The sequence below is a fragment of the Breoghania corrubedonensis genome (assembly GCF_003053845.1).
Classification (GTDB): Bacteria; Pseudomonadota; Alphaproteobacteria; order Rhizobiales; family Stappiaceae; genus Breoghania; species Breoghania corrubedonensis.
The window spans coordinates 72,239-85,734 of record NZ_QAYG01000012.1 but is presented as its reverse complement, the minus strand read 5'-3'; the positions used below and the strand labels follow the sequence as shown (position 1 = coordinate 85,734).

Here is a 13,496-nt window from a genome sequence, read left to right as displayed (position 1 = left end):
AACCATCCCTGCGGGAACAGCCCTCGCATGCCTGCCCTACTCCGCCGCCTCAGCCGGACGATACCCGAGCTTCTCGTTCAGCTTCCCGATCAGCTCCATCGCGCTTTCCGCGATCACCGTGCCCGGCGGGAAGATGGCGGCCGCACCCGCCTGATACAGTGCCTCGTAGTCCTGCGGCGGGATCACGCCGCCGACAACGATCAGGATGTCCTCGCGGCCCTCGTCGGCCAGCGCCTGCCTCAGCGCGGGGACCAGCGTCAGGTGGCCGGCGGCGAGCGATGACACGCCCACCGCATGAACGTCGTTCTCAACCGCCTGACGCGCGGCCTCTTCCGGTGTCTGGAACAAGGGGCCGATGTCGACGTCGAAGCCGAGGTCGGCAAAGGCCGAGGCGATGACCTTCTGACCGCGGTCGTGGCCGTCCTGGCCCATCTTGGCTATCAGGATGCGCGGGCGGCGGCCGTCATTCTCCTCGAACGCCGCGACCATACTGGCAACCTTCTCCACCGCCTCCGACATGGCTCCAACCTCGCGCTTGTAAACGCCGGAAATCGACTTGATCTCCGCCTTGTGACGGCCGAAGACCTCTTCCATCGCCAGGGTGATCTCGCCGACCGTGGCGCCGGCGCGCGCCGCATCGACGGACAGCGCCAACAGGTTGCCGTCGGCCTTCGCCCCCGCCGTCAACGCCTTCAGCGCCGCATTCGTCGCCGCCTCGTCGCGTGTCGCGCGCAGCTTCGCGAGCTTTTCAAGCTGCTGGGCACGCACCTGGGCATTGTCGACCTTGAGGACGTCGATCTCGTCGGCACGCGTCGGCTTGTACTTGTTGACGCCGACCACCGTCTGCGTGCGGCTGTCGATGCGCGCCTGGGTCTTGGCCGCCGCTTCCTCGATCCTGAGCTTCGGGATGCCCTTCTCGATGGCCTTGGCCATGCCGCCGAGCTTCTCGACCTCGCCGATATGCTCCAGCGCCTTGGCCGCGAGCTCGTAGGTCAGCCGCTCCACGTAGAACGAACCGCCCCAGGGATCGATCGTGCGTGTCGTGCCGCTTTCGGCCGCAAGGAAAAGCTGGGTGTTGCGCGCGATGCGGGCGGAGAAATCGGTGGGCAACGCCAGCGCTTCGTCGAGCGAGTTGGTGTGCAGGCTCTGCGTGTGGCCCTGCGTTGCCGCCATCGCTTCCACGCAGGTGCGCATCACGTTGTTGAAGACATCCTGCGCCGTCAGCGACCAGCCGGACGTCTGGGAATGCGTGCGCAAGGAGAGCGACTTGGGGTTCTTCGGCGCGAACTCTTCGCGGATGAGCTTCGCCCAGATGAGGCGCGCGGCCCTGAGCTTGGCGACTTCCATGAAGAAGTTCATGCCGATCGCCCAGAAGAACGAAAGGCGCGGGGCGAACGTGTCGATATCCATGCCCGCCGCCACACCGGCGCGCGCATATTCGATGCCGTCGGCGATGGTGTAGGCGAGTTCCAGATCCGCCGTCGCCCCCGCCTCCTGCATGTGATAGCCGGAAATGGAAATGGAGTTGAACTTCGGCATGTGCTTCGCCGTGTAGGCGAAGATATCGGAAATGATCCGCATCGAGGGCTGCGGCGGGTAGATGTAGGTGTTGCGGACCATGAACTCCTTGAGGATGTCGTTCTGGATGGTCCCCGACAGCTTCTCCTGCGTCACGCCCTGCTCTTCGGCCGCCACGATGAACAACGCCAGCACCGGAAGCACCGCGCCGTTCATGGTCATCGACACGCTCATCCGGTCGAGCGGAATGCCGGAGAACAGCGTGCGCATGTCGAGGATGCTGTCGATCGCCACCCCCGCCATGCCGACGTCGCCGGTCACGCGCGGATGATCGCTGTCATAGCCGCGATGGGTGGCGAGATCGAAGGCGACAGACAAGCCCTTCTGCCCGGCCGCGAGATTACGGCGGTAGAAGGCGTTGGAATCCTCGGCCGTGGAAAAGCCGGCATATTGGCGGATGGTCCAGGGCTGCTGGACATACATGGTCGGATACGGCCCGCGCAGATAAGGCGGCAGGCCCGGCCACGTCTCCAGAAAGTCGAGACCGTCGAGATCGCTGCTGCGGTAAACGGGCGCGACCGCGATTTCCTCCGGCGTCACCCAGGGCGCATCGCCCCCTTGCGGCGTGGCGGGGGCCACATCGGCATACTCGATCGTGGAGAAATCCGGAATTCGGGTCATCGTCTCGCCTCCGGGCCTTGCCGGCCCCCTATTTTCGATGCGGGCCCTGAGGCCCTCATTTGTCGCCGGTCCGGGCCTTGCGGCCCCGTGCGCCGAAAAGAGCCGCCGCCACCATGGCAGCCGCGCTTCTCAGTCCTCCTCCCCGTCCAGCTCGCTCAGGCCCAGACTAGCATGGATCATGCGGAGCGCGCCCAGGACGTCACACCCCTCGTAGAGGGCGATCTCGACGCCTGCCTTTTCAAGTGCGCCATCCTCGTCGACCGGCCGGCCGGCAATGTAGACATGCGCCGCCCCCGCCTTCTTCAAGGCGGCCGCGATTTCCGCGCCCGTTTCCGCGTAAAGCGCATCGGAGGAACACAGGCAGGCGATATCGGCGGAAGCCTTGCGGAAGGCGTATTCCGCGCTTTCGGCATCGCCCAGCGGCTCGCTCGGCTCCGCCTCGATGCCGCCAGCCTCGAAGACATTCTTCGCCCAGGTGGCGCGGGCGGTGAAATCGGCGACACGACCAAAATTGGCGAGCAGAACCGTCGGCCGGCGCCCGTGCATCTCGAGATAGGCGTCCGAGGCCTCGCGCAGCATCTCGAAATGCCGCGCCACGCGGCAGGGCTTCAGGATATCCGCGTCCAACCGCTGCAACGCATCGCGAGCACGGGAAAGGTCCGCCGTCGTCGCCCCCGACGCCGCCTCGTTGACGAGCGCGCGCGAGAGCTCGCCCTGCCCCGGCGGCGGCAGCACGACATCGGTGGTGGAGCGTCCGATATCCGGCTCGCTCACCTTCATCACGCTCACCGCCTTTTCGGAAAGATTGGGGAAGCTCGACGTGCCGGTGAGCGCATCGCGGCGCGTGGCGATTGCGCGGGCCCGAGCCTCTTTCGTCCTGCCGATCGCGGCCGCGACGGAACCGCTGCAATAGGCCTGGTCGATGCCGCCTTCGGCCTCGACCTGCTGAAAGAGCTTCCAGGCTTCAGCCACCAGAGCGTCGGTCATCGCCTCCACGGCTCCCGATCCCGCCGCCGGATCGGCGACCCGATGCAGGTTCGATTCCTCGATCAGGATCGTCTGCGTGTTGCGCGCGACCCGGCGGGCAAATGAATCCGGCACACCCAGCGCCTCGGTGAAAGGCAGCACGGTGACACTATCGGCCCCGCCCACACCGGCGGCGAAGGCGGCGACCGTGGTCCTGAGCATGTTCACCCAGGGATCGCGCCGCGTCATCATCCGCCACGCCGTCTCGGCGTGAATGAGGAGCGGCTTCTGCTCAAGCCCGCTGGCGTCCAGAACCCGCGCCCACAGCCTGCGCATCGCTCTCAGCTTGGCGATGGTCGCGAACTGATCCGCGTCCGCGGCAAGCACCACCTCCACGCGGTCCTGCGGGTATAGATCCTCGCAGCGCGCGCCGTCGAGCATGCGAAGGTAGGTGACGGCGGTGGCCAGCGTGTAGGCCAGTTCCTGAGCCTCACTCGCCCCCGCGCCGTGCCACGTGCGCCCGTCGGCACTCGTCAGCGGCCCCTTGAAGCCCGTGTCCTGACAGAAATGCACCAGATCCCAGAGCCGGGGCGACATCGCGTCGATGGAGCCGGTGAGCCAACCGTTGGCCGCCAGACTGCCGATCGGATCGATCGCGACGCGCACGTTGAGCGCGGCCGGATCGATGGCGCGCTTCTCAGCAAGCGCCAGCAGCATCGCAAGGGCGGAACGGGTCTGGTAGCCGGCATCCAGCCGTAAGACGACGAGATCCAGAAGAACCCCGTCGAACAGACGTTCCATATCATCGATCGTGTCAATGGCAAGGCCGGCCCCGCGCGCGTGTTTGGATGGCGCGAAAATGAGGTCAATGCCGCCGGCACCGTTTTCCAGCTCCTCCATCATCATCGCGTTGGCTTCGCCCGGGTCGGGATGTTCGACCCGCGCCATGACCGTCCAGGGCAGACCTGCGGCACGGCCGACCAACGCCTCCGCGTCCCTGCGGCCGCGGTAAAGCGGCTCCATCGTCAGACCATCATAGGTTGTCGATCGAAGGCGATCGAAGGGGCGCCCCTTCAGGGCGGCCTCCACCGCGGCCATCCAGGCCACCTCGTCAACCGCCGCAAATCCTCCCGCCAACTCGATCACGTCATTGCCTTCCACGCTTTTCCACCCACCGGGACCAACCACCTCCAGCAAAAGTGATCGCGAGGCCGCCAGCTTCCCTACCCGTTTTATAGTCGCGCATGAAAACACCGTGCAACACAACTATTTGGGGAAGAATCGTTCACATGTAGGAGACGGCAAAGTCGCGATCCAGAGCATTTGAATCTAGGAAAAACCCATTAGAATGAATACTAACATAAGGAATTTTGATAGACCTCCTGCCACTTTCAACGTAGGGTAATTCTGCGAGGGGGAAATCGTCCCTGCCTTTTTCGCCAATGACGGACTCGACGTTCGCATTTTGAACGCAATTACCGGATTAGCGATCGCGATTACTAGCGTAGCCCGACATGAGCCAAGATCAGAAAGGCCAATAACATGGACGGAATGAACGACCTTTTTGAGACATCCCGAAAACTCAATCGGGCGACCGATCCGGGACCGGTGCTCGACGGACTTGAAACCGTGTTTCGTCATTACGGCGCCACGCATGTTCTGATCACCGGCCTGCCGATGCCGAACCGTCCGATCGATCATCTCGTGCTGCGGATGAGCTGGCCGGACAAGCGCCGCGACGGCGCGGAACTCAATGGCGTACACCCTTCCGACAGCGTGCTGCTTGCATCGCTTTCCGCCATCCGCCCCTTCGTCTGGAAGTCGGACACCGGCGACGCGGAGCATTCGGAGCTTCTGGAAGCGGCCGGCGGCAACCAGGGCGATGTCAATGTCCTGCTCGTGCCGGTCGACGATATTGCGCCCTTCCAGGCGACGATCATCTGCGCCGGCCCGAACATGGAAATCGCTCCGGAGCAGTTTACCGGGCTCAGCATGCTGGCCACCGTCGCCTTCCGCCGTCTCATTCAGTTGGGCGTCGTTTCCACGGACCGTCCCGGCGATCTCTCGGCGCGAGAACGGCGCGTGCTTGAGCTGACAGCGCTTGGCAAGACGGCCGCCGATATCGCGGAGCTGCTGAAGATCTCGCAGCGCACGGTGCACGCGCACCTGCAGAACGCGGGCTCCAAGCTCAACGCTTCCAACAAGACCCACACTGTTGTGGAAGCCTTGCGCTACGCCCAGATCCATCTCTGACAGCCATCTTACGACAGTGCCCGCCGCCCTTCGGCGGCGTCGGCTCCTGGCCTCTCTCCGTCCCCCTGGAGAGGGGCTTTTTTGTTCCCTTGCTCCGCCCGGCCCCACGGCACATGGCGTGCCATTCCGGCACAGGTGAGCACGGCACGAAGCTTGCCATTCATCCTCCATTAACGATTTGGCGTCCCGCAAGGCACCTGCCTGCGGTCTTTGCGTCCGTTTTTGGAGTTGGCCCCATGCAGCGTCGCACCTTTCTCACCGGCACATTGGCAACGCTGGCGCTACCGGCCCTCGCACGACCGGCCACCGCCGCGATCCGGCTCGCCGATATGCGCGGCTCCTTCGGGGCAGAGGCACGCGACCTGCGCCCGGACGCCACAGATGACCAAAGCCGGGCCTTGCAGCGCGCGATCGACGCTGCCGCCGCAGGCGGACGGGCGCTCTACATTCCCGCCGGCCGCTACACCGTTTCCAACCTGCGCCTTCCCTCGGGCACCCGGCTCATCGGCGTCCCGGGTCAGACACGTCTCGTCTATCGCGGCGGCGGGCACATGATCTTCGCCGAGGGCGTGGAGAATGTCGGCCTCGACGGGCTGGTGCTCGACGGTGCCAATCTGGGCCTTGGAGAGTACGCTCCCGCGCTCGTGCATCTCGTTCAGGCCCGGGCGGTCGCCATCACCGATTGCGAGGTCCTGGGCAGCGCCCAAAGCGGCATCGCGCTCGACCGCTCGTCGGGCCGGGTGGAGAACACCACCGTGCGCGGCGCGGCCCAGGCCGGCATCCGGTCGGTGGAGGCGCGCGGCCTCAGGCTTTCCGGCAACATTGTCACCGACTGTGCCAATGGAGGCATTCTGGTCCACCGCTGGAAGGAGGGCGAAGACAACACCATCGTTTCGGGAAACCGTATCGAGCGGATCGCCGCGCGTGACGGCGGCTCGGGCCAGAACGGCAACGGCATCAATGTCTTTCGTGCGCACGGGGTGATCATTTCGGACAATCACATCTCCGATTGCGCCCTCACCGCCGTGCGCGTCAACGCCGGCTCGAACGTGCAGGTCACCGGCAACACGGCACTTCGCAGCGGCGAAACAGGGCTTTTCGTGGAGTTCGGCACGCAGGGCGCCGTCGTCTCCGCCAACCTCGTCGACGGTGCGGCGACCGGCATTTCCGTCTCCAACTTCGATCACGACGGCCGGCTCGCCGTGGTGAGCGGCAATATCGTGCGCAACCTGAAGACCACGATCCCCTACGAGGATCCGAACCAGGGTCGCGGTATCGGCATCGCGGTGGAGGCGGATACAACGGTCACAGGCAACGTGATCGAGAACGCGCCGGAATTCGGCATGGTGCTCGGCTGGGGGCCCTATCTGCGTAATGTGACCGCGACCGGGAACGTCATCCGCAAGGCGGGCGTGGGCATCGCGGTTTCGGTGGCAGAGGGCGCGCGCTCGACCGTGATCGCGAACAACATTCTTTCCGGCGTGGAAAACGGCGCCGTTGTCGGCTACCGCTGGAACGAGAGGGCGACGGGCGACCTGGCGAGAGGTCCCGAGGACTGGCCGCATCTGACGGTCGCGGGCAACCGGGTGAGCTGAAGGTTCAGCCACCGTGAACGGTGCGTTCAGCCGTGGCAGGCTGGTGCTTCCGGCCGTATGCCCCATCTTAAGGGCCAACAACGTTCCTCATGCTTGGAGGTGGCCCATGTCCATCCGTCCGATCAAGCAGATTTCCGGTACCCAGCAGACGCTGGAAGGTGCCGGCGTGAAGCTCAACCGTGTTTTCGGCTTCGGCGATCCCTCGCTGACCGATCCGTTCCTGATGATGGATGATTTCCGCTCCGACCGGCCGGAGGACTATCTGGCCGGTTTCCCGTGGCATCCCCATCGCGGCATCGAAACCATCACCTACGTGCTCGCCGGCTCCGTCGATCACGGCGACAGCCTCGGCAATCGCGGCACGCTTGGTGCCGGCGACGTGCAGTGGATGACGGCCGGCAGCGGCATCATGCACCAGGAGATGCCCGAGGGCGATGCGCAGGGCCGCATGCACGGCTTTCAGCTGTGGGCGAACCTGCCCTCGCGGCTGAAGATGACCGATCCGCGCTATCAGGACATCCCCGCCGGCGAGATCCCCGAGATCGTCGACGACGACGGTACCACCGTGCGCGTGGTTGTCGGAGACTTCTGGGGCAAGAAGGGACCGGTCGACGGCATCGCGGCCGATCCGCAATATCTCGACATCTTCGTCCCGCCGGGAAAGCGCAAGGTCTTCCCCGTGGACACCTACCGTCAGGCTTTCGCCTACATTTTCGAGGGCTCCGGCAGCTTCCGGGATGCCTCCGATCCCTTCGGCGTGCTGACCGAGAAACAGGTGAACGGCGAAGAGGTCCACGTGCGCGACGAGAGCGGCAACCGCACGCTGGTCGTCTTCGATTCAGGTGATGAAGTCGTCGTTCAGGCCGGTGAAATGGGCATCCGCTTCCTGCTGGTTTCCGGCGCTCCGATCAAGGAGCCGGTCGCCTGGCACGGGCCGATCGTCATGAACACCCGCGAGGAACTGGTGGAGGCCGTGCGCGATCTGCAGAACGGCACCTTCATCAGGGACAACGCGATCATCCGATAATGGCATGAAGAAACAGAGTGGGCGGACCATCCTGAGCAGGCGCGTGAGCTCTGTCTCGACGGATGGTCCGCCCGATCCCTCCTACGTCCGCACCATCTGCGCAAATCCATCGACCGTGCGGACATGGCCCGCGACGACGCCAAGGCGCGTGGCGACCGGTGCGCCGTTGAAGCCCTTCAGAACCGCAGCCTGATCCTCGTCCGCCTCAAGCAGCGCCGAAATCACACCCGCCATCATCGCTTCGGCGGCCCGCGTGCCGCCATCGTCGCATTTCAGCGCAATGCCGAGGCCGAGTTCGGGAATGGCGCCGCAGAAGACACCCTCCGCACCGGTCTTGACGAAGACCCTGTCACCGAAGGCCGTCATCACGTCGGTGCAGAAACGTCCCGTTCCGGCAACCATGTGCGGGTTGGCGGTGCAGGCCTCATAGAGCGTCTGACAGGCCCCGGCGCGGCCCGCCTCCAGCCCCTCCCCCGTCGCGAAGACGGCGAAGGCCCTGGCGAGCCCGGTCAGCGGGACGGCGAATGTCGGGATCGAACAACCATCGATGCCGCAAACGTCCTGCCCGTGCGCGGCCCCCGTCATCGCCTCCAGAACCGCGCGAATCTCTTGCTGAACAGGGTGGTCGGCCTTCACGTAGCCACGCGTTTGCGCGCCCATCACGCGTGCAAGGCCAAGAAAGCCCGCATGCTTGCCCGAACAGTTGTTGTGAAGCGGCGAAGGCTCCTCGCCGGCGAGGTGAAGCGCGCGCCTGTCGGCCTCCAGCCGCGGCCATTGCGGCCCGCATTCCAGCGCATCCTCATCGAGCCCCGCCTTCATCAGCATGACGCGGGCGGCATTGACGTGAACCGGCTCGCCATTGTGAGAGGAACAGGCGAGCGCCAGTTCCGCAGGCGCGTAGTCCAGCGCCTCGGCAGCGCCCGATTCCACCAGCGGCAACGCCTGAAGCGCCTTCACCGCCGAACGCGGATAGACGGGCCGGGCCACATCGCCAAGGGTCACGACACTCGCCCCGTCTGCATCGAGGATGGCAAGCGCCCCGCGATGTCGCGATTCCACGAGATCGCCACGGGTGACTTCAACAAGGACGGGATTGGACATGAGCAGGTTCTTCGACACGATGGTGCAGTGATTAAGGAAAGGAACCGCGCGTTCCTCCCAAGATTGGATCTTTGAGACGGGACTGGATCTACAGGACGGCCGTCGTCTCGTTCATCGCGCCATGGATCCAGCGCTCCAGCCGCGCGATCGCCTCGTCAAGCACCTCGTCCTTCTTGCAAAAGCAGAAACGGATGAAGCTATGCGGCGCATCGGAGCCGTAGAAGGCGGAGACGGGAACCGCCGTGACGCCGGCTTCCACCGTCAGCCGGCTGCAGATCTCGACATCGCCGAGCCCCGGCATCAGTCCTGCCGCGTCGCAGGTGATGAAATAGGTGCCCGCACAGGGCAGAACAGCGAAGCCGAGACGCGCCAGGCCGTCGGACAGCCGGTCGCGCTTGGCCGCCAGATCTGACGCCAGCGTATCGAAATAGACGTCGCCCTTGGCAAGGCCGTAGGCCACCGCCTTCTGCAGGTTCGGCGCGGTGGTGAAGGTGACGAACTGGTGCGCCTTGGCGATCGGGTCGAGAAGCCCCGGCGCCGCGGTGATATAGCCGACCTTCCAGCCGGTGAGCGAGAAGGTCTTGCCGGCTGAACCGATGCGCGCGGTGCGCTCGCGCATGCCGGGAAACGTCATCAGCGGACGATGGCGAGCGCCGTCGAAGACGAGGTGTTCGTAGACCTCGTCGCAGATGGCATAGAGATCGTGTTCGACGCAGAGCCGGGCGATGCCGGCGAGTTCCTCGTCGCAAAACACCTTGGCGGCCGGATTCATCGGATTGTTGATGAGGATGGCCTTGGTGCGCGGGGTGATCGCGGCAGCGAACGCATCGAGATCGAGCGCCCATTCCGGCGGTGTCACCCGCACGCGCACCGGCGTGCCGCCCGCCCGCTCCACCATCGGCAGATAGCAATCGTAGAGCGGTTCGATGAGGATGACCTCGTCGCCGGGCTCGATCAGCGCCAGCAGGCAGTCGGCGATCGCCTCGGTCGCGCCGGAGGTCACCAGCACTTCGCGCTGCCAGTCGATGTCGAGCCCGTAGAAGCGCCGGTTCGTCTCCGCCACCGCCTGGCGCAGTTCCGCCAGGCCGAGCATTGGCGGATACTGGTTCGGGCCAGCCATCAGCGCTGCGGAGGCCTGCGCGCGCACATCCTCCGGACCGTCGACATCGGGAAAGCCCTGGCCAAGATTGATAGCGCCATGCTGCACGGCAAGGCGTGACATGGTTTCGAACACGGTCGTGGGGAGACCGGTGAAAACGGAATTCGTGGGCTTCATGGGCATACATCCCTGCGATGGGGCACGGAATATAGTCCCGTTTGCTTTGGCCGCACAATCCTTGATTGATCAGTGGTTTGCGAAATCATATTACGTTGCATAAGTTTTTTCTGTCTGACAGTGTTGGCCGGACTCCTCCTTCCCTATGGACAATTCGAGATGCCCCGATACGACAGCAAGCGACATATCGGTGATTTGGCGCTGTTTGGCGGGAAGCCTCTGGCCGCAAGGCCGCTGCATGTGAACCGGCCCAACGTCGGCGATCTCGACACTTTCCAGGCCCATGTCGCGGAAATGTGGCAAAGTCGCTGGTTTTCCAATGACGGTGCGCATTTGCAAGAGCTGGAAATGCGGCTCAGCAGGCACCTGCAGGTGCGCAACTGCGTGCTGATGTGCAACGGCACGATCGCGATGGCAGCGCTTTTGAAGGCGATGGGGCTCACCGGCGAGGTCATCACTCCTTCTTTCACCTTCATTTCCACGGCTCACACGCTGCGATGGGCAAATATCCGCCCGGTCTTTTGCGACATCGACCCGGCATCCATGACGATCGACACAGATCATTGCGAACGTCTCATCACGGAGCGCACGAGTGCGGTCATAGCCACCCATATCTGGGGACAGGCCTGCGATATCCAGCGTCTCAGCGCCATCTGTCGGGCACATGGGATCGCGCTTCTCTTCGACGCGGCCCATGCCTTCGGCTGCACCGGTGGAGGCAAGCCGCTCGGCGGCTTCGGCGATGCCGAGATCTTCTCCTTTCACGCCACCAAGGCTTTCCACACATGCGAAGGCGGCGCTGTCACGACCAACGACGACAAGCTTGCCGATACGTTGCGCAAGATCCGCAATTTCGGCTTCGATGACCACGGCACGGTTGCCCTGCTCGGAACGAATGCCAAGATGTCCGAGATCCATGCCGCCATGGGTTTGACAAACCTCGACGCCTTTGCAGACACGGTCGCTCGCAACAGGCTTTGCCATGAGACATATGCGGAGGAACTTCGAGGCATCGGGGGACTTACCTTTCGCACCCCCGCATCGGCGGAAGCGAGCAACTTCCATTATGCAGTCGCCGAACTGGATGCGGAGGCTTTCGGTCTGGCACGAGACGACGTCCTCGCCATTCTCAATGCGGAAAACATCCTGGCACGCCGCTATTTCCATCCCGGCTCCCACCGCTGTGAACCACATGTCTCGCTTGATCCGGACGCAGGCCGGGCACTTCCAAACACCGAAGCGGCGAGCCGGCGTATCATCGTCTTTCCGGCCGGCGCCGCCATGCCGGTAGATTGCATCGGACCGATCGCCGACCTCATCCGCTTCCTGGCAGATAACGCAGGTGCCGTGCAGGCGGAACTGGGTAAAGCCCCCCACCCGCGACGGACCGCCCTGGGATGAACAAGCTCGCCGACTTCTACGAAGCACGCGTCGCTCACACAGCGCCGGACGACCTGCTGTCCCAGGTTGGGCACACCGAAGGGGGGCACCCCATAGATGCGAAGCAGCTCGCCTATATAACCGGGCGGATCGCCGAGCTTCTCGACCTGCGGCCGGATGATCGCCTGCTGGATCTTTGCTGCGGCAACGGAGCGATCACCAGATGCCTGGCCCCCAGGGCAGGCTCGATCACCGCTATAGATCTGACACCGGCCCTCATTGCGACCGCTCGTTGCCACGCCGCTGCCGCTAACATCTCCTACGATGTCGGCGACGCTCTCACCTATGGCCTCGCCGAAAGGCCGCCCGGCGACCACTTTGACAAGGTTCTTGTCTACGCTGCCCTTCAGCACTTCCGGAAGTCTCAACTGAACGATCTCATCGATTCCATTTCAGGCTGTACCAGAAGTGGTGCTTGCGTCGTCCTCGGGTTCGTGCCGGAGCGCAGCCGGCGCGGCACATTTTTCAAGACACCGCGGCAGAAAGCGACCTACCTCCTGCGACTGTTATTCGGGCGAGACCATATCGGCACGTGGTGGAGACGCAGAGACATCGCCCGCGTCTGTCGCGCGCGCGGGATCGCATGTTCGTTTCACGAAATCGCGCCGGTGCTTCGTGCAGCCAACCACCGTTTTGACATCGTCCTGCGCCTGCCATGAATGAAGCTGCGGCCATGACCGGCTATCTCTCACCTGACTATGCGAAGAGTTTTGAAGAATTCGGAGAGATTGTCGTCCTGCCGGAAAGCAGGATCGCGTTGCTGAAACGACCGATCGCGGATGATCTGTTCGACCTTGTCGGCCTCTATCCCTACACCATGTGCCCGGATTGGACGAAACTTCAACTCGATCGCCCTTTCCTTGAAAAAAGCGGCGCCGTTTCGGTGGTCTTCGTCGTTGATCCCTTTGCCGCCCCAACTTGCCTGCCGGCCCTGGAAGGATGGCCCGTCCTGCGCCCGATGAAAACGCACCTCGTCGTTGATGTCGGAGCCGGTTGGCGCCAAAGGACTTCAGCGACCGCGAGGCGTTATGTTCGCAAGGCCCGAGAGCGACAGACCTTCGAAAGGATCCCCGCCACCGCGGACAATGCGGACGCATTGTGGGCGATGTATCAGACGACGATCCGCCACCACGCCGTCACCGGGCTCGCCCGCCTTTCCCGTGATGCGATTGCCCGTCAGCTTGATGTCGACGGCGCGCTTCTGGTGCTGGCGAAGGAGGGGGCTCGCATCCTGGGCGCGATCCTGAGCTATCGACATGGCGAAACGGCCAATGCCCATCTGTTCTTTCTATCGCAAGAGGCGCGGGCCGCCCATACAAGTTACGGCCTCATTGACGCGACACTCGGCGAGTTCGAGCGCTTGGGATGCCAGAAAGTCAATCTTGGCGGCGTGGCCGGTGCCCGGGATGACACGTCCGGCGGCCTCTATCGCTTCAAACAGAACTGGACGAGGGAAACGCGAACAGCGTTTCTTTGTGGCGCGGTTCTCCAGCCACGAACCTACGAAATACTCACCATGGGAACATGCGATCCGAAAAGCGCATATTTCCCGCTCTATCGCGAACCCACCACATCTCCGGCGTAAAGCCATGATCTCGATCAATTCTCTTTGGATTAGTACTTCAAAGTCTATATGTTT

The 13,496-nt window shown here is 63.8% G+C and carries 11 protein-coding genes; 6 read left to right on the top strand and 5 right to left on the bottom strand.

Annotated features, from left to right (window positions below; all coding sequences use genetic code 11):
* Nucleotides 1-36: 36 nt before the first annotated feature.
* Nucleotides 37-2,199, bottom strand: a complete 2,163-nt coding sequence (gene scpA, locus C8N35_RS21420; RefSeq protein ID WP_107991777.1) for a methylmalonyl-CoA mutase — start codon at nucleotides 2,197-2,199, stop codon at nucleotides 37-39.
* Nucleotides 2,200-2,328: 129 nt separating this feature from the next.
* Nucleotides 2,329-4,326 carry a methylmalonyl-CoA mutase family protein gene (locus C8N35_RS21415; RefSeq protein WP_245926906.1) on the bottom strand — a complete coding sequence of 666 codons (1,998 nt, stop codon included), beginning with the start codon at nucleotides 4,324-4,326 and terminating at the stop codon, nucleotides 2,329-2,331.
* A 390-nt stretch (nucleotides 4,327-4,716) separates the two neighbouring features.
* Here C8N35_RS21415 and C8N35_RS21410 point away from each other — a divergent pair, with 390 nt between their 5' ends.
* The 3 genes from C8N35_RS21410 to C8N35_RS21400 all read left to right on the top strand — a co-directional run bounded on the left by C8N35_RS21410 (nucleotide 4,717) and on the right by C8N35_RS21400 (nucleotide 8,040).
* Nucleotides 4,717-5,418 carry a helix-turn-helix transcriptional regulator gene (locus tag C8N35_RS21410; RefSeq protein ID WP_210203638.1) on the top strand — a complete coding sequence of 234 codons (702 nt, stop codon included), beginning with the start codon at nucleotides 4,717-4,719 and terminating at the stop codon, nucleotides 5,416-5,418.
* 236 nt (nucleotides 5,419-5,654) lie between these two features.
* Nucleotides 5,655-7,013 (top strand): TIGR03808 family TAT-translocated repetitive protein, encoded by a 1,359-nt coding sequence (locus tag C8N35_RS21405; RefSeq protein ID WP_107991775.1) that lies wholly within the window; start codon nucleotides 5,655-5,657, stop codon nucleotides 7,011-7,013.
* A gap of 106 nt (nucleotides 7,014-7,119) precedes the next feature.
* Nucleotides 7,120-8,040 carry a pirin family protein gene (locus C8N35_RS21400; RefSeq protein WP_107991774.1) on the top strand — a complete coding sequence of 307 codons (921 nt, stop codon included), beginning with the start codon at nucleotides 7,120-7,122 and terminating at the stop codon, nucleotides 8,038-8,040.
* A gap of 81 nt (nucleotides 8,041-8,121) precedes the next feature.
* On the opposite strand, the gene C8N35_RS21395 is transcribed toward C8N35_RS21400, so the two are convergent.
* On the bottom strand, nucleotides 8,122-9,141 hold the full coding sequence (locus C8N35_RS21395; RefSeq protein WP_107991830.1) for an asparaginase: 1,020 nt from the start codon (nucleotides 9,139-9,141) through the stop codon (nucleotides 8,122-8,124).
* Between the two features lie 88 nt (nucleotides 9,142-9,229).
* Nucleotides 9,230-10,417, bottom strand: coding sequence for an aminotransferase (locus C8N35_RS21390; RefSeq protein WP_107991773.1), 1,188 nt, complete (start codon nucleotides 10,415-10,417; stop codon nucleotides 9,230-9,232).
* A 159-nt stretch (nucleotides 10,418-10,576) separates the two neighbouring features.
* Here C8N35_RS21390 and C8N35_RS21385 point away from each other — a divergent pair, with 159 nt between their 5' ends.
* Nucleotides 10,577-11,818 carry an aminotransferase class I/II-fold pyridoxal phosphate-dependent enzyme gene (locus tag C8N35_RS21385; protein ID WP_107991772.1) on the top strand — a complete coding sequence of 414 codons (1,242 nt, stop codon included), beginning with the start codon at nucleotides 10,577-10,579 and terminating at the stop codon, nucleotides 11,816-11,818.
* Complete coding sequence (locus tag C8N35_RS21380; protein ID WP_107991771.1) at nucleotides 11,815-12,516, top strand: class I SAM-dependent methyltransferase; 702 nt, start codon at nucleotides 11,815-11,817, stop codon at nucleotides 12,514-12,516. The genes C8N35_RS21385 and C8N35_RS21380 overlap by 4 nt, the downstream gene beginning before the upstream one ends.
* Before the next feature lie 29 nt (nucleotides 12,517-12,545).
* Here the strand turns inward: C8N35_RS21380 and C8N35_RS24300 are convergent, their stop codons facing one another.
* Nucleotides 12,546-12,860, bottom strand: coding sequence for a hypothetical protein (locus C8N35_RS24300; protein ID WP_245926923.1), 315 nt, complete (start codon nucleotides 12,858-12,860; stop codon nucleotides 12,546-12,548).
* On the opposite strand from C8N35_RS24300, the gene C8N35_RS21375 reads away from it, so the two are divergent.
* On the top strand, nucleotides 12,816-13,442 hold the full coding sequence (locus C8N35_RS21375) for a GNAT family N-acetyltransferase (protein WP_245926917.1): 627 nt from the start codon (nucleotides 12,816-12,818) through the stop codon (nucleotides 13,440-13,442). The genes C8N35_RS24300 and C8N35_RS21375 overlap by 45 nt on opposite strands.
* The last annotated feature ends 54 nt before the right edge of the window (nucleotides 13,443-13,496 follow it).

What these genes read in the sequence shown, in the direction of transcription:
- C8N35_RS21400 (WP_107991774.1), top strand. Translation starts at nt 7,120, where the DNA reads ATGTCCATCCGTCCGATCAAGCAGATTTCCGGTACCCAGCAGACGCTG.
- C8N35_RS21385 (WP_107991772.1), top strand. Translation starts at nt 10,577, where the DNA reads ATGCCCCGATACGACAGCAAGCGACATATCGGTGATTTGGCGCTGTTT.
- C8N35_RS21405 (WP_107991775.1), top strand. Translation starts at nt 5,655, where the DNA reads ATGCAGCGTCGCACCTTTCTCACCGGCACATTGGCAACGCTGGCGCTA.
- scpA (WP_107991777.1), bottom strand. Translation starts at nt 2,199, where the DNA reads ATGACCCGAATTCCGGATTTCTCCACGATCGAGTATGCCGATGTGGCC.
- C8N35_RS21375 (WP_245926917.1), top strand. Translation starts at nt 12,816, where the DNA reads ATGAAAACGCACCTCGTCGTTGATGTCGGAGCCGGTTGGCGCCAAAGG.
- C8N35_RS21395 (WP_107991830.1), bottom strand. Translation starts at nt 9,141, where the DNA reads ATGTCCAATCCCGTCCTTGTTGAAGTCACCCGTGGCGATCTCGTGGAA.
- C8N35_RS21390 (WP_107991773.1), bottom strand. Translation starts at nt 10,417, where the DNA reads ATGAAGCCCACGAATTCCGTTTTCACCGGTCTCCCCACGACCGTGTTC.
- C8N35_RS21410 (WP_210203638.1), top strand. Translation starts at nt 4,717, where the DNA reads ATGAACGACCTTTTTGAGACATCCCGAAAACTCAATCGGGCGACCGAT.
- C8N35_RS21380 (WP_107991771.1), top strand. Translation starts at nt 11,815, where the DNA reads ATGAACAAGCTCGCCGACTTCTACGAAGCACGCGTCGCTCACACAGCG.